At 64.1% G+C, this 24232-nt stretch carries 21 protein-coding genes; 14 read left to right on the top strand and 7 right to left on the bottom strand.

The features are described from left to right. Nucleotides 1-400: 400 nt before the first annotated feature. Nucleotides 401-970 carry an STM3941 family protein gene (locus JQ635_RS23875; RefSeq protein ID WP_211412227.1) on the bottom strand — a complete coding sequence of 190 codons (570 nt, stop codon included), beginning with the start codon at nucleotides 968-970 and terminating at the stop codon, nucleotides 401-403. 195 nt (nucleotides 971-1165) lie between these two features. On the opposite strand from JQ635_RS23875, the gene JQ635_RS23870 reads away from it, so the two are divergent. The 6 genes from JQ635_RS23870 (at nucleotide 1166) to JQ635_RS23845 (ending at nucleotide 3835) form a co-directional block, all read left to right on the top strand. Then, complete coding sequence (locus tag JQ635_RS23870) at nucleotides 1166-1786, top strand: hypothetical protein (protein ID WP_211412226.1); 621 nt, start codon at nucleotides 1166-1168, stop codon at nucleotides 1784-1786. A gap of 34 nt (nucleotides 1787-1820) precedes the next feature. After that, complete coding sequence (locus JQ635_RS23865; RefSeq protein WP_211412225.1) at nucleotides 1821-2270, top strand: DsrE family protein; 450 nt, start codon at nucleotides 1821-1823, stop codon at nucleotides 2268-2270. Nucleotides 2271-2391: 121 nt separating this feature from the next. Continuing rightward, entirely contained in the window at nucleotides 2392-2715 is a 324-nt protein-coding gene (locus JQ635_RS23860) for an ArsR/SmtB family transcription factor (RefSeq protein ID WP_211412224.1), read from the top strand. Then, entirely contained in the window at nucleotides 2712-3131 is a 420-nt protein-coding gene (locus JQ635_RS23855; protein ID WP_211412223.1) for an SRPBCC family protein, read from the top strand. Before JQ635_RS23860 ends, JQ635_RS23855 begins: the two co-directional genes overlap by 4 nt. A gap of 42 nt (nucleotides 3132-3173) precedes the next feature. Continuing rightward, on the top strand, nucleotides 3174-3392 hold the full coding sequence (locus JQ635_RS23850) for a hypothetical protein (RefSeq protein WP_211412222.1): 219 nt from the start codon (nucleotides 3174-3176) through the stop codon (nucleotides 3390-3392). 2 nt (nucleotides 3393-3394) lie between these two features. After that, nucleotides 3395-3835 (top strand): DUF1801 domain-containing protein, encoded by a 441-nt coding sequence (locus JQ635_RS23845; RefSeq protein WP_211412221.1) that lies wholly within the window; start codon nucleotides 3395-3397, stop codon nucleotides 3833-3835. Between the two features lie 207 nt (nucleotides 3836-4042). Here JQ635_RS23845 and JQ635_RS23840 read toward each other — a convergent pair whose 3' ends face one another. The 4 genes from JQ635_RS23840 to JQ635_RS23825 all read right to left on the bottom strand — a co-directional run bounded on the left by JQ635_RS23840 (nucleotide 4043) and on the right by JQ635_RS23825 (nucleotide 9787). Further along, nucleotides 4043-5581, bottom strand: coding sequence for a SpoVR family protein (locus JQ635_RS23840; protein ID WP_211412220.1), 1539 nt, complete (start codon nucleotides 5579-5581; stop codon nucleotides 4043-4045). Beyond that, nucleotides 5578-6855, bottom strand: coding sequence for a YeaH/YhbH family protein (locus JQ635_RS23835; protein WP_211412281.1), 1278 nt, complete (start codon nucleotides 6853-6855; stop codon nucleotides 5578-5580). The genes JQ635_RS23840 and JQ635_RS23835 overlap by 4 nt, the downstream gene beginning before the upstream one ends. Nucleotides 6856-6874: 19 nt before the next feature. Further along, nucleotides 6875-8818 carry a PrkA family serine protein kinase gene (locus tag JQ635_RS23830; RefSeq protein WP_211404878.1) on the bottom strand — a complete coding sequence of 648 codons (1944 nt, stop codon included), beginning with the start codon at nucleotides 8816-8818 and terminating at the stop codon, nucleotides 6875-6877. A gap of 300 nt (nucleotides 8819-9118) precedes the next feature. Beyond that, complete coding sequence (locus JQ635_RS23825; RefSeq protein WP_211412219.1) at nucleotides 9119-9787, bottom strand: STM3941 family protein; 669 nt, start codon at nucleotides 9785-9787, stop codon at nucleotides 9119-9121. A 292-nt stretch (nucleotides 9788-10079) separates the two neighbouring features. Between JQ635_RS23825 and JQ635_RS23820 the strand changes: the two genes are divergently transcribed. Genes JQ635_RS23820 through JQ635_RS23790 form a run of 7 tightly spaced genes read left to right on the top strand, consistent with a single transcriptional unit; the run spans nucleotide 10080 to nucleotide 18267 of the window. Then, a complete protein-coding gene (locus tag JQ635_RS23820) occupies nucleotides 10080-12929 on the top strand; it encodes a bifunctional transaldolase/phosoglucose isomerase (protein WP_211412218.1) in 2850 nt (949 codons plus the stop codon). Nucleotides 12930-12942: 13 nt separating this feature from the next. Next, nucleotides 12943-13941, top strand: a complete 999-nt coding sequence (gene gnd, locus JQ635_RS23815; protein WP_211412217.1) for a phosphogluconate dehydrogenase (NAD(+)-dependent, decarboxylating) — start codon at nucleotides 12943-12945, stop codon at nucleotides 13939-13941. Between the two features lie 28 nt (nucleotides 13942-13969). Next, entirely contained in the window at nucleotides 13970-15481 is a 1512-nt protein-coding gene (gene zwf / locus JQ635_RS23810) for a glucose-6-phosphate dehydrogenase (protein ID WP_211412216.1), read from the top strand. Beyond that, nucleotides 15478-16227, top strand: coding sequence for a 6-phosphogluconolactonase (gene pgl / locus JQ635_RS23805; RefSeq protein WP_211412215.1), 750 nt, complete (start codon nucleotides 15478-15480; stop codon nucleotides 16225-16227). Before zwf ends, pgl begins: the two co-directional genes overlap by 4 nt. Beyond that, entirely contained in the window at nucleotides 16214-16756 is a 543-nt protein-coding gene (locus tag JQ635_RS23800) for a gluconokinase (protein ID WP_211412214.1), read from the top strand. The genes pgl and JQ635_RS23800 overlap by 14 nt, the downstream gene beginning before the upstream one ends. Next, nucleotides 16753-17565 carry an HAD family hydrolase gene (locus JQ635_RS23795; protein WP_211412213.1) on the top strand — a complete coding sequence of 271 codons (813 nt, stop codon included), beginning with the start codon at nucleotides 16753-16755 and terminating at the stop codon, nucleotides 17563-17565. The genes JQ635_RS23800 and JQ635_RS23795 overlap by 4 nt, the downstream gene beginning before the upstream one ends. 24 nt (nucleotides 17566-17589) lie before the next feature. Further along, nucleotides 17590-18267, top strand: a complete 678-nt coding sequence (locus JQ635_RS23790) for a phytanoyl-CoA dioxygenase family protein (protein ID WP_211412212.1) — start codon at nucleotides 17590-17592, stop codon at nucleotides 18265-18267. 14 nt (nucleotides 18268-18281) lie between these two features. Here the strand turns inward: JQ635_RS23790 and JQ635_RS23785 are convergent, their stop codons facing one another. Together JQ635_RS23785 and malQ are read right to left on the bottom strand one after the other, a co-directional pair. Continuing rightward, complete coding sequence (locus JQ635_RS23785) at nucleotides 18282-20084, bottom strand: glycoside hydrolase family 15 protein (RefSeq protein WP_211412211.1); 1803 nt, start codon at nucleotides 20082-20084, stop codon at nucleotides 18282-18284. Between the two features lie 33 nt (nucleotides 20085-20117). Then, on the bottom strand, nucleotides 20118-22079 hold the full coding sequence (gene malQ / locus JQ635_RS23780) for a 4-alpha-glucanotransferase (RefSeq protein WP_211412210.1): 1962 nt from the start codon (nucleotides 22077-22079) through the stop codon (nucleotides 20118-20120). A gap of 204 nt (nucleotides 22080-22283) precedes the next feature. Here malQ and JQ635_RS23775 point away from each other — a divergent pair, with 204 nt between their 5' ends. Then, complete coding sequence (locus tag JQ635_RS23775; protein WP_211412209.1) at nucleotides 22284-24230, top strand: maltotransferase domain-containing protein; 1947 nt, start codon at nucleotides 22284-22286, stop codon at nucleotides 24228-24230. Nucleotides 24231-24232 lie beyond the last annotated feature (2 nt).

The raw sequence follows: 24232 nt of genomic DNA, 5'->3' as shown, positions 1-24232 counted from the left end.
CACACACTTACCAGAGGCGGCCCCACCCTACGACTGCCAGGAGCAATCGCCTGTGAAGGCTATCACATCGACGAATGGGGACAATGTCGAATGGCTGACGGCATCGAGTTCCCAAAAAGCGAAGGCCCGCGCCGATTGAACCTTCCTGTCATGAGGTTCGACTAAGGCCGCACATGGAACCAGGCCGCCTCGCTCCGCCCTGCGCGGTTATGCGAGTTGAACGCGTCACGCATGCGGCGACTGCCAACACACAGCGTTTCGTGAGAGCAACGCGGTCCGTCTCGGCTGCAGCCTTGACTAGAGCCTTTCCCGTTCCGATGGAATTGGAACGGGGCTCTAGATTCTTGGTTTTGACGCGTTTTCTTGACGCGAACCGGTACCCACTTCGCTCGAAAACGCTCTAGCTGACAGGCTCGGGCTCGGCTGCTGCGCGACCCGTATATGCCAGCCGTCCTGCCGTCCAGTATTGCTTGCAGGTCTCGAACAGCGTTTCGCCGTCCATGGTCAGGCCGCCCGTGACGAGCACGCCGTCCGCACCAATGGGCTTGTTCAGCAGCGACAAGACGCGCTTCAGAAAGCCGCCTTCGAACCGCTCGGCGAGAAGAGGATCGACCTGAAGAACGACGATCCTCTGGCTGCGATACCGAAAGATCGATATGTCCCGCACCGATCGCCACGAGATGGTGTCATCGGCGATCCTGGTGTCGCGAATGCCGACACGGGTGATGAAGAGGACCGGCTCCCTGGCGGAGATCAACGTCCACAGCGTCTTGAAGGTGGCCAGGCCGAAAAACACGATGCCGAAATAGCTGAGCGCGATCTGGATCGTGGCGATGTCCCTGCCATAATGCCAGCTGAACGCGAGCGCGCCGCACAGCAGCGTCGCCAACAGGCCGGCACCCAGCAACTTGAACAGCCGCGGAAGGGAATAGCCGATCGCAAGGTTGGGCAAGTTCTGACTTACGGACATTTTGACCGCCACCAGCCATTTGCAACAACCGGGGGTTTACCAACGCCCCTCCTTCCAAATGATTAAGGCGGGAACCTTGCGCGGGGCTGCCCACAAGGCGTGCGGCCGGGAGCGCTTGAACGCGCCGTTCGCTGCCTGCGACTAAAGGCCAGTTGGCCCGCAGGTTGACGACGGTTCACACGCCCCGGTGCGATCATGAAGCTTGCCCTCATCCTTCCGCTTGTCCTTGCCGGCTTCGTCGGCGCCGCCCGGGCCGAGGAGGCCGACGACATCCGAGAGGCCACCAAGGCCGAGGCCGACTCCTTCAACGCGCGCATGTATGCGGGCAGGCCCGGCGACAAGGCCTATGCCTGCTTCGTCCGCCGTTACGACGCCGAGCATCTGGCACGGCACCCGAAGCAGAAGGTCGCGTCGATGAAGCTGCTGATCTCCGCGGAGGTCGACAAGGAGGACAAGCAGCTCCACAACTCGTTCCGCCTCGGCTTCAGGTATCGCCATCGCAGCGGCGATTTCGATTCCAGCGGCTCCTGCAACCACGCCGTGTTCACCAAGGACGGCACCGAAACCCGCCTTGGCTGCGGCGTCGACTGCGAGGGCGGCGGCATCGGCGTTGCGCTCTCCAAGGACGACAAGTCGGCGATCGTGCGCCTCGCGCGGGTCAGGGTCTGGCAGAACAACAAGCCGGACGACGATGCCGAGCAATCGCTGGTCGCCGGTGCCGACGACAAGATTTTCCGACTCGACCGCACCGACACCAGCGAATGCGCTTCGCTGGTGACCGACCGCAAGGAACTCGCGGCGCTGCGCCACAAGTGATATCTGTCTGGCAAGTCAGGCTAGGGAGACCGCCATGAACCGCCGGAACATCTTGTGGAGCGCCATCTCGGCTTTGGGCGCGGCGCTTGGCGCCTCCCGCGCGCAGGCCGCGACGGAAGCCGGCGCCGGCAGCAAGCTGAAGGTCGTCTATCACCTCAGCGATGCCGAGAAGGTCAATTTCGTGCTCGGCAACATCCAGAACCACATCGACGGCGTCGGTGGACCCGACCATGTCACGATCGCGCTTGTCATCCACGGGCCGGCGCTGAAGGCGTTTCACTGGGCGCAGGCCAATCCCGACATCAGCAAGCGGATCAGCGATTTCTCCAAGGACGGCGTCGAACTCGCCGCCTGCGGCAACACGATGAAGGCGCAGAACGTGACGTTGACGGACCTGCTGCCCGGCTTCGTCAGCGCGGAGAAAGGCGGCGTGGTGCGTTTGGCCGAGCTCCAGTCGCAGGGATATTTGTATTTGCGGCCGTAGGGCAGCGCGGCGTCGCCACATCCCCCGTCATTGCGGGCGCCATATCCTCCCCTTAGCACTTGACTTACCCATAACCCGCCAGTTATGAATTAATCCATAACCTCGGAGTTATGGATTACCCATGTCCGCCGCCCACGACCTCCTGTTCAGGACTCTCGCCGATCCGACCCGGCGAGCGATCTTCGAGCGGCTGTGCCGCGAGGGCGAGCAGACGGTCGGGGCACTAACGCTGCGGTCCGGCGTTTCCCAGCCGGCGGTCTCGAAACATCTCGGCGCGCTGAAGCAGGCGGGCCTGGTGCGCGACCGCCATGAGGGACGCCAGACGCACTACAGCGCGCAACCCGGCGCGCTCAATCCGCTGGTCGACTGGACCAGCCAGATGACCGGCTTCTGGCAGAACCGGCTCGACGCTCTCGATGATCTCCTGAAGAGGATGGACCAATGACCGAAACACGATCCGTTGTCGTCGAGCGCGAGTTCGCCTTCCCGGCCGAGCGGCTCTGGCGCGCGCTGACGCAGCCGCATCTGATCGAGGAATGGCTGATGAAGAACGACTTCAAGCCCGAGGTCGGTCACCGTTTCAACCTGCGCGGCGAATGGGGCGGCGTGCTGGACTGCGAGGTGCTCACCATCGAGCCGCAGAAGACGCTCGCCTACACCTGGAATTTCTCACATGAGGATGCCGCGTTCGACCTCAGAAGCGTCGTGACCTTCACGCTGACGCCGACAGGCGCGGGCACGCATCTGCGCGTCGAGCAGGCTGGCTTCAGCCCGACGCAGAAGCAGGCCTATGGCGGCGCGCATGCCGGCTGGAAGCAGTTCTTCAACAAGCTCGACGAACTGCTGGCGCGGACAGCCTAGGTCGCCGGCGTCTCTTCCATACATTTTCCAAAGGAGGTCCCAATGAGCACACACATGTGGATTCGGCAGATTCATCGCTGGCTGTCGATGGCGTTCACGGTCGCGGTCATCGCCAACATCGTCGCCATGACCATGCAGCTTCAGGCCGTATGGATCGGCTTCCTGGCGCTCGTCCCGCTGATCCCGCTGCTCGCGACCGGGCTGTATCTGTTCGCGCTGCCTTATGTCAGCCGCGGCGACGGCGCGCGGCAAGAGGCGTGATCATGAAGAAGGCCGTCACCGCAAGGAAGAGCAGCGCAAAGGACGCGGACGGAGCGTCGGCCTCGAAACTGATCGACGGCCGGATCAGGGAGCTCGGCGACTGGCGCGGCGAGATGCTGGCGCGCATCCGCGGCCTGATCAGGGAGGCCGATCCTGAGGTGGTCGAGGAATGGAAATGGCGCGGCGTTCCCGTGTGGGAGCACGACGGCATCATCTGCACCGGCGAGACCTACAAGGAAGTCGTGAAGATGACCTTCGCCAAGGGCGCGGCGCTGGATGATCCCGCGGGCCTGTTCAATTCAAGCCTCGACGGCAATGTGCGCCGCGCGATCGATATTCGCGAGGGTGAGAGGATCAATGAGAAGGCGCTGAAGGCACTGATCCGCGCGGCGGTGGCGCTGAATGGGTCGAAGAGGAAGCTGGCAGCAAAGCGCTCCACATAGAAGAGCCGTTGTGCAATCACGAACGCCTTCCTTCTCCGCCTGTGGGAGAAGGTGGCGCGAAGCGCCGGATGAGGGGTCTCTATCGGCACGGTAAAATGTGGCGAGATACCCCTCACCCCAATGAGCCTGGGTCTACCAGCATCGCTGCCCTCTCCCGCAAGGGGCGAGGGCACATCGATCAGCACCGCGCCGAATTCATAACCCGCCTCAGGCCACCGCGGCCGGGATCGGGCGCGGGCTGACGACGTATTCGCGCAGGACCTTGTCGTTGGCGTCGACCTCGATCAGTGCGACGTCGTAGGTCCAGAGATCGGCCAAATGCTGCAGAACGCGCTTGGCGTCGGTCTCGTTGAGCTGCGCGCCCTTGATGACGTGGTGATGCAGGATCAGCCGGCGGTCGCCGGAGAGATCGACGTCGACCACCTCGATATTGGCGTCGATGTAGCCGACATCGTGCTGCCGCGCCAATTCGCGCCGGACGCGGCGGAAGCCGCGCTCGTCGTGGATGGCATCGACGCGGATGCCGGCGCGCTCCTCGGGATCGTCGTGCAGGTGGAACATGCGGAACTGCCGCATCAATTTGGGGCTCAGGAACTGGCCGATGAAGCTCTCGTCGCGATAATTGGCCCAGACGTCGCGCAGCACGCCCATGACGTCGTTCTTGCCGGCGATGTCGGGGAACCATTCGCGGTCCTCATCTTCCGGCCGGGTGACGATGCGCTCGATGTCCTGCATCACGGCGAAGCCGAGCGCATAGGGGTTGAAGCCCGAGAAGCGCGGATCGTCGAACTCGGGCTGGAACACCACATTGGTATGCGAGCCCAGGAATTCGAGGAAGTTGCCGTCGGTGATGCGGCCCTGCTGATGCAGCTGGGTCATGATGCGATAGTGGACGTAGGTCGCTGTCCCCTCGTTCATCACCTTGGTCTGGCTCTGCGGATAGAAATATTGCGCGATGTGGCGGACGATGCGCAAGAGCTCGCGCTGCCAGGGCGCCAGCCGCGGCGCGCTCTTCTCCAGGAAATAGAGCAAATTCTCCTGCGGCAGGCCGAGCAACTTGCGGCGCCGCTCGATGCTGAGCGTCGAACGGCTCTTGCTCTTGCCGGCCGGCACGGTGCGCCAGAGATCGTTGAAGACCTCTTCCTCGTGCTGGCGCCTGCGCCCTGCCCGCTTCTCCTCGGCGCGCAGATCCAGCTTCTTCTTGCCGGGGTAGCGGTCGATGCCGTGCGACATCAGCGCATGCGCGGCGTCGAGCGTACGCTCGACCTCGGTGCGGCCGTAGCGCTCCTCGCATTGCATGACGTAGTTCTTGGCGAAGTCGAGATAGTCGAGGATGCCCTCGGCATCGGTCCACTGCTTGAACAGATAGTTGTTCTTGAAGAAGTGGTTGTGGCCGAAGGCGGCGTGCGCGATCACCAGCGTCTGCATCGTCGCCGTGTTCTCCTCCATGAGGTAGGAGATGCAGGGCGAGGAGTTGATCACGATCTCATAGGCGAGCCCCATCAGGCCCTTGCGGTAGGAGGCCTCGTGGAAGGCGAAATGCTTGCCGAAGGACCAGTGCTTGTAGAACAAGGGCATGCCGACCGACGAGTAGGCATCCAGCATCTGCTCGGCGGTGATGACCTCGATCTGGTTCGGATAGACGTCGAGCCCGAGATCCTTCAACGCCACCTCTTCGCAGGCATCGGTGATGCGCTGCAAGGTGCGAAAATCCCAATCCGCGCCTTCGAACAAACGTTCCGTCATGGAGCGGCTTTCTCCTGAGCAGTTTCGCGGCGCTGGAACAGGTCGTGGAACACCGGGAAGATCTCGCTGCGCTCGGAAACCTTGCGCATCGAGAGCGGTGCGCCGCTGTTACGCAGGCGCTCGTAAAGGGTCCAGAGCGAGGAGTCGGAGAGATCGAAGGCGCTGCCGCCTGCTTCCCCGACCTCGAGATAGGCAAAGAACTGGCAGACCGGGAGGATCTTGTCGGTCAGCAGCAGGCCCGTGAGTTCGCCGTCGGAATAGGAATTGTCGCCGTCGGAGGCCTGCGCGGCGTAGATGTTCCAATCCGCGGGATTGAAGCGCTCGCGCACGATCTCGTGCATCGCCTGCAGCGCGCTGGAGACCAGCGTGCCGCCCGAGGCCGGGCCGTAGAAGAAGGTCTGCTCGTCCACCTCCTCGGCGCGGTCGGTATGACGGATGAAGACGATCTCGACATGCTTGTAGCGGCGCTTCAGGAACACGTAGAGCAGCATGTAGAAGCGCTTGGCGAGGTCCTTCATGTGCTCGGACATCGAGCCGGAGACGTCCATCAGGCAGAACATCACGGCCTGCGCGACGGGCTTCGGCACCATCTCGAAGCGGCGGTAGCGGATGTCGAGCGGATCGATGAAGGGAATGCGCTTGGACTTCGCCTTCAGTGCTTCGAGCTGGGCGATGAGCTCAGTACGCTCGTCCTCGTCCGTGCAGGCGGCGATCGCGGCTTCCAGCTCCTCGATCTCCTCCTTGCGGGGACGCTTGAGCGCGATGCGGCGCGCCAGCGCGAGCTTCACCGTCCGGCTCACCGAGATGTTGGCAGGCGAGCCCGACGTGGTGTAGCCGGCGCGCTGGATGCCCTCGCTCTCGGTCTGCGCGATCTTGCGCTTGGCGAGATCCGGCAGCTCAAGGTCGTCGAGGAAGAGATCGACGAATTCGTCGCGGGAAAGGACGAAGCGGAAGGCGTCCTCGCTGTCGCCTTCGCCAGGACCGGAATCCTTGGCGCTGCCCTGGCCGGAGCGCTGCAGATAGTCGCCCTCGATGAACTTCTTGTTCCCGGGCAACACCATGTCCCGCGTTCCGCCTTCGCGGCGGAAACGCGGCTCGTGCATCCCGTCCAGCGGGATCGTGACCTCACCACCCTCCAGGACGTCCTTGATATCGCGTTCCTGCGAGGTCTTCTTGACGGCGCCCTGCACCAGGGATTTGGCCCGACGCAAGAACCGCTGACGGTTCTCAAGACTCTTGCCGCCTGGATTCAGGCGCCTGTCAATAATGTGAATCGGCACTTTTTCATCCGCCTCAACCGGCCTGCTTCACACGCATGTACCATTCGACGAGCCGGCGAACCTGACGCTCGGTGTAGCCGCGCTCCACCATGCGTGCGACGAACTCGCCGTGCTTCTTCTCCGTCTCGCCGTCCTTCTTCGACCCGAAGGAGATGACCGGAAGCAGGTCCTCGACCTGGGAGAATATCCGCTTTTCGATCACGTCGCGAATCTTCTCGTAGGAGGTCCAGGTCGGATTCTTGCCGGCATTCTGTGCTCTGGCCCGTAACGAGAACTTGACCACCTCGTTGCGGAAATCCTTCGGATTGGCAATGCCGGCCGGCTTTTCGATCTTGGTCAACTCCTGGTTCAACAGTTCGCGATCGAGCAACTGGCCGGTGTCCGGATCCTTGAAATCCTGGTCCTCGATCCAGGCATCGGCGTAATCCACGTAGCGGTCGAACAGATTCTGGCCGTAATCCGAGTAGGATTCCAGATAAGCCTTCTGGATCTCGTTGCCGATGAACTCGGCATAGCGCGGTGCCAGCTCCGCCTTGATGAACTCCAGGTAACGTTTCTCGGTTTCCTCCGGCAGCTGCTCGCGGCGGATCGACTGCTCCAGCGCGTACATCAGGTGCACGGCATCGGCAGCGACCTCCTGCGGATCATGGTTGAAGGTCGCAGCCAGGATCTTGAAGGCAAAGCGCGTGGACACGCCGTCCATGCCTTCATCGACACCGGCGGCATCCCGGTATTCCTGGACGCTTCGTGCCTTGGGATCGGATTCCTTCAGGCTTTCGCCGTCATAGACCCGCATCTTGCCGAACAGCGTGGAGTTCTCGTGCTTGCGCAGGCGCGACATGACCGAGAACCGAGCCATCGTTTCCAGTGTCGACGGCGCGCACGGCGCAGACGCCAGCTCCGAGCCCTGGATCAGCTTCTCGTAGATCTTCTGCTCTTCGGTGACCCGCAGCACGTACGGCACCTTGATCACGCAGATGCGGTCGATGAAGGCCTCGTTGTTCTTGTTCGCCTTGAAGCTCGCCCACTCCGCCTCATTGGAGTGCGCGAGGATGACGCCGGTGAACGGGATCGCACCGATATTCTCGGTGCCGATGTAGTTGCCTTCCTGCGTTGCGGTCAGCAGCGGGTGCAGCATCTTGATCGGCGCCTTGAACATCTCGACGAATTCAAGGATGCCCTGGTTGGCGCGATTGAGGCCGCCCGAATAGCTGTAGGCGTCGGGATCGTTCTGCGCGTAGGTCTCGAGCTTGCGGATGTCGACCTTGCCGACCAGCGACGAGATGTCCTGGTTGTTCTCGTCACCCGGCTCGGTCTTGGAGACCGCGATCTGGCGCAGCCGCGACGGCTGGATCTTGGCGACGCGGAATTGCGAGATATCGCCGCCGAAGGCTTCCAGCCGCTTGTAGCACCACGGGCTCATCAGGCCGGTGAGACGGCGGCGCGGAATGCCGTACTTCTCTTCCAGCATCGGCCCGAGATGATCGGGATCGAACAGGCTCAGCGGGCTCTCGAACACGGGCGAGAGTTCATCGCCGGCTTTCAGCACGTAGATCGGCTGCACTTCCATCAGCGACTTGAGCCGCTCGGCAAGCGAGGATTTGCCGCCACCGACCGGACCGAGCAGATAGAGGATCTGCTTGCGCTCTTCGAGACCCTGCGCCGCGTGCCGGAAGAAACCGACGATGCGCTCGATGGTTTCTTCCATCCCGTAGAAGCCGGCGAAGGCCGGATAGGTGCGGATGGTGCGGTTCAAAAAAATACGGCCAAGGCGTGGGTCCTTGGCCGTGTCAATCGTCTGTGGATCGCCGATCGCCGCTAGCAGTCGTTCGGCCGCGTTGGCGTATTTCATCGGATCGCTTCGACACGATTCCAGATATTCCGCCATCGACATGTCGTGCTGGCTTCTCGCCTCGAACGACCGAGCGAAAGCGTTGAATAGAGAATCGTTGTACATGATCCCTCTCCGCGTGATTTCCGCTACAAGCTGAAACGAAAGCAGTTACTGGACCGTTCCTCAGGCCGCTTCTCGAATCAGCGTGAGCACATGACAGTCATTGGACACCCGGGGACCGACTCGACGCAACGCACAACGTAGGCAACCGGGTGAGTTACGAACAGGCACCTGCCTGTTATTTATGCGAATCTATGTATATCTTCGCTCATTTCCAGAAAATGTCACTCGGCCGCCACATCCGGGCATTACCGGGGATCAGCTCATCCGGCGGTGCAGCATAGCCGTCAGCCGGCGGCAGCTTTATGACGCTTGTACGGCCAAGCCTTGTGCACCCGAGCCTTGATCGCGGTCTCGCCGCAATGCGGTGCGTGCATCGCTGGCGGCATGGCAGTCACGGCAAGCGCGCTGCAATGTATCAAAATCGGTCGCCAGTCCCTCGGAGGAGATGACGATTTGATCTTGCTGCGCGCCGCGCGGCGTCGCCCGGCTCCTGCCGCGAATGCAGGAGAGCTGCTGCTGCAATGCCGGCGTCGGCGTCAGCACGATCATCCTGTGCCCGCGGCGATCCTCGGTCGAAATCTCCGCGATCGACTCCCACAGCAGAAATTCATTGCCGATGCGGAGATCGCGGATGCCGTAGGGGGTGACGATCACCACCGGCCCACGTTCGCCGGGAAGCAGCCAGATCAGCCAGCCGGTAATCAGGCCGAATACCGCAACGCCGGCGTAGCCGACCGCCGTGTCGTAGTCGCCGAGGCTGTCCCACCAGTCGAAGGCAAGGCTCGCGCTGAACAGCATCATCGCGAAACCCGCCGCGACCAGCAGCCGCAAGCGCGTGGCGCATTGGTTGACTTCGAGGTCGTGGGACGCATCGACGCGCGCGGTCGGCGCGACCGATTGCGGGCTGTCGGAGACGGCGGACGGCGGGCCGTCAGGATGTGCTTGCATGCTTTCCCCCAGCATGGCCATTCGCGACCGAGCCACAGATGATCCGGCGGATCGGAATCCACTGACGACCGGCTGTGCAGCGGCCGACAGGCGTTACGCAACGAGACCTCGGCCGAACCTTTCCCGGCCAACGACTTTTTACGCAACACAGCCACTGCCGCCTGGATCGCCATGATCGCGACGGAGTTACACTGGAGGGTATGACTCCCACATGCGTGATTGGTTCCCTCCAGGGAGCATGTACGCTAGAGGATAGCGCGTCAGGACCGGCGCGGGAACCCCTCGCCCGCAGGCTTGGAGATAAATAAGCATCATGAATCCCGTCAAAGAACTGGAACAGCACGGACAGGCCGTCTGGCTGGACTTCCTGGCCCGCGGTTTCATCGCCAAGGGTGACCTGAAGCGGCTGATCGACACCGATGGCGTCAAGGGCGTCACCTCCAACCCGTCGATCTTCGAGAAGGCGATCGGCAGCTCGGACGAATATGACGCCCCGATCGGCAAGGCCCTGAAGCGCGGCGACCGGTCCGTGGCCGACCTGTTCGAGGCCGTCGCGGTCGAGGACATCCAGAATGCCGCCGACGTGCTGCGCCCGGTCTATGACCGCCTCAAGGGCGGCGACGGCTATGTCAGCCTGGAAGTGTCGCCCTATCTGGCGATGGACACCGCCGGTACCGTCACTGAAGCCCGCCGGCTGTGGAAGGACGTTGATCGCAAGAACCTGATGGTGAAGGTGCCGGCGACGCCGGAAGGCCTGCCGGCGATCGAGACGCTGATCGGCGACGGCATCAGCATCAACATCACGCTGCTGTTCTCCAAGGCGGTCTATCTCGAGGTTGCGGAGGCCTATCTGGCGGGTCTGGAAAAATACGTCGCCGGCGGCGGCGATCCGTCGCATGTGGCCAGCGTGGCGAGCTTCTTCGTCAGCCGCATCGACTCGGTGGTCGACAAGCAGCTCGACGAGAAGATCGCGCGCGCCAACGACCCCTCCGAGAAGGAACGGCTCGCTGCGCTCAAGGGCAAGGTCGCCATCGCCAACGCCAAGGTCGCCTATCAGGATTACAAGCGCCTGTTCGCTGGCCCCCGCTGGGAGAAGCTCGCCGCCAAGGGCGCCAAGCCGCAGCGTATGCTGTGGGCGTCGACCGGCACGAAAAACAAGGACTACAGCGACGTCCTCTATGTCGAGGAACTGATCGGCCCCGACACCATCAACACCGTGCCGCCGGCGACGCTGGATGCGTTCCGCGACCACGGCAAGCCGCGCGACAGCCTGGAAGAGAATGTCGAGGACGCCAGGCGCGTGCTGGAGGAGCTGGAGCGCTCCGGCATCTCGCTCGATGCGATCACCGAGGAGCTGGTCAGGGACGGCGTCAAGCTGTTCGCGGATGCCGCCGACAAGCTCTACGGCGCCGTCGCCCACAAGCGCGCCACCGTGCTCGGGCCGGCGCTCGATCGCCAGCAGCTTTCGCTCGGCGACGGGCTCGGCAAGGCGGTTGCCAAGAGCACCGAGGAATGGCGCGCCTCGGCAAAAATACGCAGGCTCTGGCAGCGCGACAAGTCGGTCTGGACCGGCACCGACGAGGACAAATGGCTCGGCTGGCTCGACAGCGCCGCCAAGGCCGACATTGCCGACTACGAGGACTATGCGGGCCGGGTGAAGGGCCAGAACTTCTCCGACGCCGTCGTGCTCGGCATGGGCGGATCGAGCCTGGGACCCGAGGTGCTGGCCGAGACCTTTGGCAAGAAGCCCGGCTTCCCGAAGCTGCACGTGCTTGACTCCACCGACCCGGCACAGGTGCGGGCGATGGAGGCGAAGATCGACATCGCCAGCACCGTGTTCATCGTCTCCAGCAAGTCCGGCGGCACCACCGAGCCGAACGCGATGAAGGATTATTTCCATGAACGCGTCGCGCAGGCGGTCGGACCCAAGGTGAAGACCGGCCACCGCTTCATCGCGGTGACCGATCCCGGCTCGTCGCTGGAGAAGGCGGCCAAGAAGCTGAACTATGCCCGCATCTTCCATGGCGAGCCCTCGATCGGCGGGCGCTATTCGGTGCTGTCGCCGTTCGGGCTGGTGCCGGCGGCGACCGCCGGCATCGACGTCAAGGCCTTCGTCAAGCACGCGCGCTCCATGGCGCGCTCCTGCGGACCGGACGTGCCGCCGTCCGAGAACCCGGGCGTGCAGCTCGGCCTTGCCATGGGATTGGCCGCGCTCGAAGGCCGCGACAAGGTGACGATCCTGTCGTCGAAGAAGATCGCCGATTTCGGCGCCTGGGCCGAGCAGCTGATCGCGGAATCGACCGGCAAGGAGGGCAAGGGCCTGATCCCGATCGACGGCGAGCCGCTGGGCGATCCCAATTCTTACGGCAACGACCGGTTCTTCATCGACATCCGCACCGAGGGCGAGGCGGACGCCGCCCATGACTCCAAGCTTGCCGCCATCGAAGCGGCCGGCCACCCCGTCGTGCGCATCGTCATGAAGGGAATCGACCATCTCGGCCAGGAGTTCTTCCGCTTCGAGATGGCAACCGCGGTGGCAGGGAGCATCCTCGGCATCAACCCGTTCGACCAGCCCGACGTGGAAGCGGCCAAGATCAAGACCCGCGAGCTCACGGCGTCGTTCGAGAAGACCGGCGCGCTGCCCGCGGAGCAGCCCGTGGTCAGCACCGACGAAGCCGACCTCTACACCGACGAGGCCAACGCCACCGCGCTGCGCGCGGCCGGCGCCAATGGCGATCTCACCTCCTGGCTGAAGGCGCATCTGTCGCGCTCGGGCGAGGGCGACTATGTCGCCCTGCTCGGCTACATCGCCCGCGACAAGGCCACCATCGATGCCCTCCAGGCGATGCGGCTGGAGGTGCGCGAGAAACGGCATGTCGCGACCTGCGCCGAGTTCGGCCCGCGCTTCCTGCACTCCACGGGACAGACCTACAAGGGCGGGCCCGACAGCGGCGTGTTCCTCCAGATCACGGCCGACGATGCCAAGGACCTGGCCGTGCCGGGCCAGAAGGCGAGCTTCGGCGTGATCAAGGCGGCGCAGGCGCGCGGCGATTTCGACGTGCTCACCGAGCGCGGGCGGCGGGCGCTACGCGTTCACCTCAAGGGCGGGCTCAAGAAAGGTCTCGCGGCGCTCAATGCCGCGCTCAACGACGCGCTGAATTAAGGGAATCTCTCACATGCAACTCGGCATGATCGGCCTCGGCCGGATGGGCGGCAACATCGTTCGCCGCTTGATGCGCCAGGGACATTCGACCGTGGTCTACGACAAGGACGCCAAGGCCGTCGCGGGCCTTGCCGCCGACGGCGCGACCGGCTCGGCGACACTCGAGGAGTTCATCTCCAAACTCGAGCGTCCACGCACGGCCTGGGTGATGCTGCCTGCGGGGCACATCACCGAGACGACGATCGACACCATCGCGAAGGTGATGCAGGAAGGCGACGTCATCATCGACGGCGGCAACACCTTCTGGCAGGACGACGTCCGCCGCGGCAAGGCGCTGAAGGCGCGCGGCATCCACTATGTCGACGTCGGCACGTCGGGCGGCGTCTGGGGCCTCGACCGCGGCTACTGCATGATGATCGGCGGCGAGAAGGCTGTGGTCGACCGGCTCGATCCGATCTTCGCCGCGCTCGCGCCCGGCGCCGGCGACATTCCGCGCACCGAAGGACGCGAGGGGCGCGATCCCCGCATCGAGCAGGGCTACATCCATGCCGGCCCCGTCGGCGCCGGGCACTTCGTCAAGATGATCCACAACGGCATCGAATACGGCCTGATGCAGGCCTATGCCGAAGGTTTCGACATCCTCAAGAACGCCAATATCGACGCCCTGCCGGCGGACCATCGCTACGATTTCGATCTCGCCGACATCGCCGAGGTGTGGCGGCGCGGCTCAGTGATCCCGTCCTGGCTGCTCGACCTCACCTCGACCGCGCTCGCCGACAGCCCGCTTCTGTCGGAATATTCGGGCTTCGTGGAGGATTCCGGCGAGGGACGCTGGACCGTGAATGCCGCGATCGACGAAGCCGTGCCGGCCGAGGTCCTGACCGCGGCGCTCTACACACGTTTCCGTTCCCGCAAGGAACACACCTTCGCCGAAAAAATTCTCTCCGCGATGCGTGCGGGTTTCGGCGGCCACAAGGAGCCGAAGCAGCCGGGCGCTTCGAAACCAAAGTAGCAAGTAGACAAGCGAAGGCCGACAATTCGTGACAAAAGACCCGCAAGCCAAGCGCAAGCCGGAAAACTGCGCCTTCGTCATCTTTGGTGTCACCGGCGACCTCACCCATCGCCTGGTGATGCCGTCGCTCTACAATCTGGCGGCGGAGCACCTGCTGCCGGAAAAGTTCTGCGTCGTCGGCGTGGCCCGCAAGGGTCAGTCGGATGACGAACTGCGTAGCAGCCTGCTGAAGGGACTGCGCCAGTTCGCGACGCGGCCCGTGGACGACGACATCGCCAAGAAGCTGCTGGAATGCGTGACCTTCGTCGAGGCCGATCCGAAGGATCCGCCTTCCTTTGATCGCCTGCGCGAGCATCTGGATTCGCTGGAATGCGCGCAGGACACCGGCGGCAACCGGCTGTTCTATCTGGCAACACCGCCCGCTGCGTTCGCGCCGACCGCGCGCGAACTCGGCCGCACCGGCATGATGAAGGAGAACGGTGCCTGGCGGCGCCTCGTGATCGAAAAGCCGTTCGGCACCGATCTCGCCTCGGCGCACGCGCTGAACGCCGAACTGCTGAAGATCATGGACGAGCACCAGATCTACCGGATCGATCATTATCTCGGCAAGGAGACGGTGCAGAACATCCTGGTGCTGCGCTTTGCCAATGGCATGTTCGAGCCGATCTGGAATCGCAATCACATCGACCACGTCCAGATCACGGTGGAGGAAAAGCTCGGTGTCGGCCACCGCGGCGGCTTCTACGATGCCACTGGCGCGCTGCGCGACATGGTGCCGAACCATCTGTTCCAGCTGATGTCGCTGGTCGCGATGGAGCCCCCTGCACGTTTCGACGCACATTCCGTGCGCTCCGAGAAGGCCGATGTGCTGACGTCGATCCAGCTGCCAAGCCCGGAAGAGGCACTGAAGAATTCAGTCCGCGCGCAATATCTCGCCGGCCGCATCGGCGACGAAGAGCTCACGGACTATCGCAAGACCGCGGACGTCAAGCCCGGCAGCACCACCGAGACCTTTGTCGCGCTCAAGCTGATGATCGACAATTGGCGCTGGGCCGGCGTGCCCTTTTACCTGCGCACCGGCAAGGCGCTGGGTCACAAGCGCACCGAAGTCGCGATCAAGTTCAAGCAGGCGCCGCTGTCGATGTTCTCGGGCACGGACGTCGACCGCCTGTCGCAGAATTTCCTCACCATCGGCATCGCGCCGACCGAGACCATCGAACTGCAGTTCAACGCCAAGATCCCGGGGCCGAGCATCACCATCGACGGCGTCGAGATGAAGTTCCGCTACGGTGACTATTTCCGCGTCGATCCCTCAACCGGCTACGAGACGCTGATCTACGACTGCATGATCGGCGACAACATCCTGTTCCAGCGCGCCGACGGCATCGAGGCCGGATGGCAGGCGGTGCAGCCGTTCCTGGATGCCTGGAAGAGTGCGGGCACCAACGGCATCGAGACCTATGAAGCCGGCAGCGACGGCCCGAAATGCGCCGACGAACTGCTCCGGCGCGACGGGCGAAGCTGGCGGAAATTTTCGTGATGGCGGGCGGACAGCCGAAGCTGATCGTCGCGGCGGATGCCGAGGCGCTGGCGCAGGCCGCGGCCGAACGGGTGATGGCGCGGATCGGCGCCAATCCGGCGCGTATCGCGGTCTGCCTGACCGGCGGGTCGAGCCCGAAGAAACTCTATCAATTGCTCGGCAGCGATTCCTGGCGTGGCAAGATCCCGTGGGACCGCGTGCACTGGTTCATCGGCGACGAGCGATTCGTGCCTGAAAGCGATCCTCTCAACAACATGGCGGTGGCGCGGGCGACCTTCCTCGATCGCAATGCGCCTGCCGGCCATATCCATCCGATCCCGACCACGACTGAAAATCCCGATGCCAGCGCCGAAGCCTATGCGCGCGAGCTGCAGGCCTTCTATGGCGCTGACCGGCTCGATCCGGCGCGGCCGCTGTTCGACCTCGTCCTGATGGGCGCAGGCCCGGACGGCCACACCGCCTCGCTTTTCCCGGGCTATCCCGAGATCGAGGAGGCCCAACGCTGGGTCGTTGGCGTGCCCAAGGCCAATGTCGCGCCGTTCGTGCCGCGGGTCTCGCTCACCCTGCCCGCTCTGGCCTCCTGCCGCGAAATGCTGTTCGAGATTGCCGGGCACGACAAGCAGGCGATCTTGACGCGCCTCCTCAATGGCGAGAATCTGCCGGCCTTACGCGCGCGCTCGAATGGTGAGACCGTCTGGCTGGTCGATAGGGCCGCGCTTCCGGAGGAAATTAGTGGGCCGCGTTGAAGCACCTTGTGCGTTGATCGTGATGGGCGTGTCGGGTTCGGGCAAGAGCACGGTCGCGGAGGCGCTGGGCCAGCGGCTCGGCTGGCGGTTCGAGGACGGCGACAGCTTCCATCCCGCCAGCAATGTCGAGAAGATGCGGGCCGGCCATCCCCTCACCGACGAGGACCGCTGGCCCTGGCTCAACGCCATCGCCGACGAGATCGCACGGGTGTGTGACAGAGGCGAGCACGTCATCATCGCCTGCTCGGCGCTGAAGCACACCTATCGCGACGTGCTGCTGCGCGGACGCGACGACGTCCGCTTCATCTTCCTGAAGGGAACGAAAGAGCTGATCGCCGAGCGGCTCGCGCAGCGCAAGGGCCATTTCATGCCGCCGGGGCTGCTGACAAGCCAGTTCGACACGCTGGAGCCGCCGGAAGCGGGCGAGCACGTCCTCACCGTCTCGATCGACGAGACCGTCGAGGCGATCGTGGACGGCATCGTGCGGCAATTGAAGCTGGGCGGCGCAATACCCAAGGTTCTGCCATGACTCCCATCTCACTCGTGGTCTCCGATGTCGACGGAACGCTGCTGACCAAGGACAAGACGCTCACCGAGCGCGCGCGATCCGCGGTGCAACGGCTGCACCAGGCCGGCATCGGCTTCACCATCACCTCCAGCCGCCCGGCGATCGGCATGCGTTTCCTGATCGAGCCGCTGGCGCTCTGGCTGCCGGTCGGCCCGTTCAACGGCTCCTCGATCGTCGATCCCGAGATGCGCCCGGTCGAGCAGCACCTGATTCCGCCGGGCGCCGCCGAGCGGTCGCTGCAGATCCTCCGCGACTACGGCGCCGACATCTGGCTGTTCACCACCGACAAATGGCTGATCGACAATCCCAGCGGCAAGTACGTCGCCCATGAGCAGCACACGATCCGCTCCGACCCGACCATCGTGACGGACTTTTCGCCCTACCTCACGAGCGCCTGCAAGATCGTCGGCGCCAGCGCCGACGCGGCCAGGCTCGCCGCTTGCGAGAAGGCGATGCAGGAGGCGCTCGGCAGCGAAGCGACCGCGGTGCGCTCGCAGACCTATTATCTCGACATCACCCCGCCCGGCTTCGACAAGGGCACGTTCGTCGAGGCGATGGCGAAGCGCTTGGATATCTCGACCGACGCCGTCGCCACCATCGGCGACATGCAGAACGATCTCGCGATGTTCCGCGTCAGCGGCACCTCCATCGCCATGGGCAACGCCGCCGACAACGTCAAGGACCAGGCCACGCATGTCACCGCGAGCAACGAGCAGGACGGCTTTGCGGAGGCGATGGAGATGATTTTGAAGCGGAATGGGGTGGGTTGAGCGATCGGCTATCGGTACACGACCTTGGAAATCGACCAGCTGACTTTTTTGGACGACGGCGCGCAGCTGTTCCGGCAGGCGTTGACATCCGATCGATTGCACGAGCTCAGGGCAGCCCTGTCCCATTTGCCGCCCGATCACGCCGGACTGAGATTAAGAGGCATTGAGGGTCTCGCGCCCTTCCTTGCCGCCCGCGGACATGTCGGAAGCTGTGCCGCGTCAGTGCTTGGAGAGTCGTGTCGTCCGGTCAGGGCCATCCTGTTCGACAAGACGGCCGCGACGAACTGGGCCCTCGGCTGGCATCAGGACCGCACCATCGCGGTGAAGGAGCGCATTCCGGTCGATGGCTTCGACATCTGGAGCATCAAGAGCGGCATGCAGCATGTCGAGCCACCCTTTGCGCTGCTATCAGGCATGGTGACCCTGCGGGTTCATATCGATCCGGTCCCGGCCAGCAATGCGCCGTTGTTGATCGCGCCGGGCTCCCATAAGCTTGGGCGGATTGCTGAAGAGGACGTCCGGGACGTGGTACGCGGTTGCGGCACGGTCGCATGCCTGGCTGAGCCTGGCGACATCTGGCTCTATGCAACGCCAATTCTCCACGCATCGGATGCGGCCACTTTGCCGATACATCGCCGCGTCCTGCAGGTGGACTTTTCTGGTGGAGAACTCCCTGGCGGTCTGGAATGGCTCGGGATCTAGGACCCAAGCGAGCATCACTGCTTCGACCGCTGCATCGCCGGCTTCTCGCTCTTCTGCCTTGCCGCCGAGAGGTTATGCGCGGTGTTGATCAGCGCGATGTGGGTCAGCGCCTGCGGGAAATTGCCGGTCTGGCGGCGGGCCACGGAGTCGTATTCCTCGGCCAATAGCCCGACATCGTTCGCAACGCCTACCACGCGATCGAACAAGACCTGCGCCTTGTCGAGATTGCCCGCCAGCACATGAGCATCGGCGAGCCACAGGCTGCAGGCGAGGAACGCACCTTCGAGCGGCGGCTGTCCCGCGGGCAGCTCGCGCGGATCGTGCCGCAGCACGAAACCGTCGCGCATCAGGCATGTCTCGACGGCGGCGATGGTGCCGCAGATGCGCGGATCCGACGTCGGCAGGAAGCCGACGCCCGGCAGCAGCAGCACGCTGGCATCGAGCAGTTTCGTGCCGTAGGACTCGACGAAGGCGTTCTCCTCCGCATCGAAACCGTTGTTGCAGACGTCGCAATGAATGGCTTCGCGCAAGGTGCGCCAATGCAGCAGCGGCGCCTTGAAGCCAAAGGTCTCGGCGCTCTTGATGCCGCGGTCGAAGGCGACCCAGGCCATGACCTTCGAGAACACGTAGTGCCGGGGCTGCCCGCGCCGTTCCCAAATGCCGTGGTCAGGCCGATCCCAGACTTCGGCGAGATGGTTGAGCACGTTGCATTCCAGCGCCCAGCTCTCCTCGTCGAGCTTCAGCCTGGCCATGCGCGACTGGTGGAAGGCGTCAATCAGTTCGCCGTAGACGTCGAGCTGGAGCTGCGCATGCGCGGCATTGCCGACGCGCACCGGCTTGGCGCCCTCATAGCCGGCGAGCCAGCCTGCCTCCCATTCCAAGAGCCGCCGCTGACCCCAGATGCCGTACATGATCTGCATGTTCGCCGGCGAGCCGGCGGCCGCGCGCAGCAGCCAATTGTGCCAGGCCGAAGCTTCCTCGGTATAGCCCGAGTTCATCAGCGCCAGCAGCGTGAAGGTGGCATCACGCAGCCAGCAGAAGCGGTAATCCCAGTTCCTGCTGCCGCCGAGCTTTTCCGGCAGCGAGGTGGTGGGCGCCGCGACGATGCCGCCGGTGGGGCCGAAGGTCAGCGCCTTCAGCGTGATCAGCGAGCGCAGGATCAGGTCGTGATAATCGCCGTCGCGGGTGTAACGGAGGCACCAGTCCTGCCAGAAATTCTCGGTCTCCTTAAGCGCGAGCTCTGGATCGATCGGCCCGGGCGGATCGAGATGCGAGGGGCCGTAGGTCAGCACGAACGGCACGGTCTCGCCCGCCCTGACCTCGAAATCGGACACCGTGGTCAGATCCTCGCCGCGGGTCTTCGCCGGCGTGCGGAGCACCGTCATGTCCTGGCCGCAAATCGCGAGCAGGGAATGATTGATCCGTCGCACCCAGGGAATATCCACGCCGAAGCCGAAGCGGATGATGAGCTCCATCCGCATCTCGACCTTGCCGCTGACGCCGCGGACCAGACGCACGATGTCGGAGGCCTTGCCGCGCGGCGGCATGAAGTCGATCAGCGCGACGGTGCCGCTCTTGGTCTCAAATCGCGTTTCGAGGATGAGGGTGTTGCCGAGATAGCGACGCGAGATCGCGGTGACGTCCTCGCTTGGCGCGACCAGCCAGCGGCCGTTCCTGTGCGTTCCGAGGATAGCGGCAAAACAGGCGTCGGAATCGAAGGCGGGCCAGCACAGCCAGTCGATCGAGCCGTTGCGCCCGACCAGCGCCGCGGTCTCGCAGTCGCCGATCAGCGCATAGTCCTCGATCCTCTGCGTCAATGTCGTACGAGCCCGGGAAGCCCCCCCGGCCGTTCAACTCCCGCCGGTCAGCGAACGTTCCCGCGTTGCCGCTCTCAAGGCCGTGAGATCAACCTTGGAGGCGATCTTGTCGAGCGCGACCGGAAGGCGCTGGCGCCAGTTCGGATGCTCGTCGATCGTGCCGGGAATGTTGGGCTGGTCGATCACGCCGAGCAGATCCTCCATGGACACCGCGAGCAGGCGCGATGGCGTGCGCGACAGGAAGGCGAGCACCGAATAGAGGTCGTTGGCATTGATGCCGTTCTGCCGCAAAATCTCGTCGAGCGCACCGAGCGCATCCCAGCGGGCCTGATCGTTCTCGCCGGGATCGAGCCCGAGCGACAGCTTCATCTTGAGATCGCTGAAGGAGCGCCAGCCCGCATAGGTGCACAAATCATGCGTGTTCAGCGTCACCAGCGCGTTGGGCCGGTAATGATCGATATTGCGGAAATGGCCGGAATCGTCGCGCTCGAACATCATGACGAGATACGACCAGATGCCGAAATCCTGCATGGTCTCGCGAAAGCCTTCCGGCACGGTGCCGAGGTCCTCGCCGATCACGATGCATTTGTGGGCCGCGCTCTCGCGCACCACCGCGGCCAGCAGCGCCTCGAACGGCATCTGCACATAGGCGCCGTTGTCGGGCTTGAAGCCGCGCGGCACGAGGTAAAGCCGCTTCAAGCCGAGCACGTGATCGAGCCTGATGGCGCCGGCATGCCGCATCGACGCCGCCAGCATGTCGGCGAACGGCACGAAGGATTGCGCCTCGAGGCCGCCGGCATTGAAGCCCGCGAGGCCCCAGTCCTGGCCGACGGTATTGAGCACGTCCGGCGGCGCGCCGACGGCGAGGTGGCGGGAAATCGCGGTCTGCTCGTTCCAGGCATCGAAGCCGTTGGACTGCACGCCGACCGCGACGTCGAGATAGAGCCCGACGCGCATGCCGAGCTGGCCGGCCAGCACCTTGGCGGCATGCAATTGGCTGTCGGCCGTCCACTGCACGAATTCGACGAACTCGACCTCGCGCCTGTCAGGCCCCTTGTGCAGCTCGGCGCATTTGGCTTCACTCGGCTGTTGCCATTCGGACGGCCATTCCCACCACGGCCGGTTGAAGCGATGCCGCAGCACCTCGAAGCAGGCGAAGCGGGACAATAGCGGCGCGCGGGCGGCGCGGAAGGCGTCAAACTCCTTGCGGCGCGCCTCGCGCGCGCTCGTCACGAAGCTGTTGAAGGCAGCGCGCAAGGCCAGCCATTTCAGCGCCGCCATGTCGGCATAGGGCACGCGGTCGCCGTCACGCAGCCGCGCGGCGGTCGCGGCCGCGTCGGGGACGAGATCGGCGGAAAATTCCGGGATCGCCTCGACGTCGATATAGAGCGGATTGAGAAACAGCCGGCTGTTCGGCGAATAGGGGCTGCAATCGGCCGGCTGGTCGTCGAACAGCACGTGAAGCGGGTTGAGGCCGACGCCGTCGGCGCCGAGTTGCTTGGCAAGCCGGACGAGACCGGCGAGATCGGTGAAATCGCCGATGCCCCAATTGCGGTCGGAGCGGACGCTGTAGAGTTGCACGGCGAGCAGCCAGCCGCGGTCGAAATCGCCGCCGAAAGCGCGCTCGGGCGCCACGATCATCGGCACGTCTTCGGTCTCGCCCCCGGCATCCGTCAGCGTCAGGCGGTGATAGCCGAGCGGCAGGCCGGCGGGCCAGGCGATGACGGGCTCGCGCGTCTCTCCTTGCGCGATCACATTGCCGTTGCCGAGGATCTTCCATTGCAGCGGCGGCGTCCCGGTTGCCGCCAGTTCCGTGCGCGGATGCCCTAAGGCGCGGACCACGACCGGCCCGCTGACGAAGCGGTAGACCCGCTTCTCCGGCAGGGCATCGAGGATGGATTTGAGCGCCTCGGGCGCGGTGACCCGCAGCTTGCCGAGGGCGTCGACGAATTCGGACTGAACGCCCTTGATCCGGGCTTGAGCTAAAAGATCCATTCGGCACGCAGCTTGCAGGCCATAGTTTGGCCGGTGGCATCGATTTTAACGAGGTCGCGGAAGAGGTTAGTCAGGGGTAACTCGCAAACTGCGCTTGCCGTTCCCCAGGGAACCAATGACACACAAGCGGCTTTCTATAATGGTACCAAGCGCGGGTTCCCGACAAGGGAAACGGGCTCCTGCTTTCTTGTCAATGGCATCACCGTGAACAAGACAATTCAAACTGTCGAAAGTGCCGCTTCAGGCAGCGCTTTCCTCATCGAAGACGTCTATCCCTTGGTCGACGGCGGCCGCTTCGCCGTGAAGCGGATCGCGGGCGAACCGGTCGAGGTCTGGGCTGACATCTACCGCGACGGCGATGCCGTGATCGCGGCTGCGCTGATCTGGCGAGGAGAGCAGGACCGCGAATGGCGGAGCGAGCCGATGACCCCTCACGGCAATGACCGCTGGTCCGGCGCGTTTACACCGGTTGAGCCCGGTCAATATGTCTATGCGATCGAAGCCTGGACCGACGAGTTCGCGACCTGGTCGCACGCGATCGCGCGCAAGCGGCGGATCGGGGCCGATGTCAGCCTCGATGCGATCGAGGGCGCTGGCCTCCTGACCAAGGCGCACGGCGCGCGGCAGGACGCCGCAGCGATCATCATCAAGCGATGCGAGGATTATCTCCAGACCGGCGACGTCACCCCGCTGCTGGCGACCGAGCTTGGCGAAGCGATGGCCGAGAGCCAGTCGCGGCCCGACCTGACGCGCTCGCCGCTGTTCCCGCTGATGGTCGACCGCGACAAGGCGCGCTTTGGCGCCTGGTACCAGATGATGCCGCGCAGCCAGAGTGAGATCCCGGGCCGGCACGGCACGCTCCGCGACTGCATTGCGCGCGTCCCTGATATCGCCGCCATGGGCTTTGACGTGCTCTACTTCACACCGATCCATCCCATTGGCCACACCCACCGCAAAGGCCGCAACGACTCGCCGGTCGCGAGCGAGGGCGATCCCGGCTCGCCCTATGCGATCGGCACCGCCGAGGGCGGGCATGATGCGCTGCATCCCGCGCTCGGCACGATCGAGGACTTTCGCGCGCTGGTCGCGACCTGCCTCGAGTACGGGCTCGAGCTTGCGCTGGACTTCGCGGTGCAGTGCTCGCCGGATCATCCGTGGCTGACGCAGCATCCGGAATGGTTCAAATGGCGGCCGGACCGCTCGGTGCGGACGGCGGACGGGCCCTATTCGGATATCGTCATCCCCGATTTCGGCTGCGTCGATCGCGCCGGGCTGTGGAACGCGCTTCGCGACGCCATGCTGTTCTGGATCGACCATGGCGTCACCATCTTCGCCATCGACAATCACGACACCGCACCGCTTCCGTTCTGGGAGTGGCTGATCGGCGACATCCGCCGCCGGCATCCCGAGGTAATCCTGTTCTCCAAGACCTTTGCACGGCCGAAGCTGATGAAGGGCCTCGCCAAGCTCGGCTTCGCGCAGTCTTTCAGCTATTTCCCCTGGCGCACTTTGAGGTGGGAGCTGGAACAATATCTCGGCGAGCTGACCCGTTATCCCGAGCGGGACTTTTATCGGGCGAACCTGTTCGTCAACACGGCCGACCTCTTGCCCTATCATCTCCAGAGCGGCGAGCCCTGGGCGTTCAAGTCGCGCGTTGCGCTGGCGGCGACGCTGTCGGGCAATTACGGGATCTTTGGCGGCTTCGAGCTCCTGGAGCACGAGGCGATTCCAGGCCGCGAGGAATATCTCGATTCCGAGAAGTATCAGATCAAGCAGCGCAACTGGGACGCGCCCGGCAACATCAAGCCCTACATTGCCGCGCTCAACCGCATCCGCAACGACAACGCGGCGCTGCAGCAGACAGCAAGCTTGCGCTTCCTCGGCATCGAGGACGGCGAGACCATCGCCTTCGTCAAGGAGGCGGCTGATCCCGCGAGCACCGTCGTCGTCGTGATTGCGCTCTCGCGCCATGTGCGCGAATTCTGGCTGCCGCTCGGCGACCTCACTGTTGACGCCGACGGACAGCGACACCATGTGACGGCACTCGAAAACCTCCTCACCGGCGAGCAGTCCCGCATCGAGTGGGGCGGGATCAGGTTGCGCATCGATCCCGACCGTGATCCTGCGCTCCTGTTCCGCTGCCTGGCGTAAGG

It is taken from the genome of Bradyrhizobium iriomotense (assembly GCF_018130765.1).
Lineage (GTDB): Bacteria > Pseudomonadota > Alphaproteobacteria > Rhizobiales > Xanthobacteraceae > Bradyrhizobium > Bradyrhizobium iriomotense_A.
The sequence above is the reverse complement of the archived record's forward strand: the minus strand, read 5'-3'. Positions and strand labels throughout refer to the sequence as shown.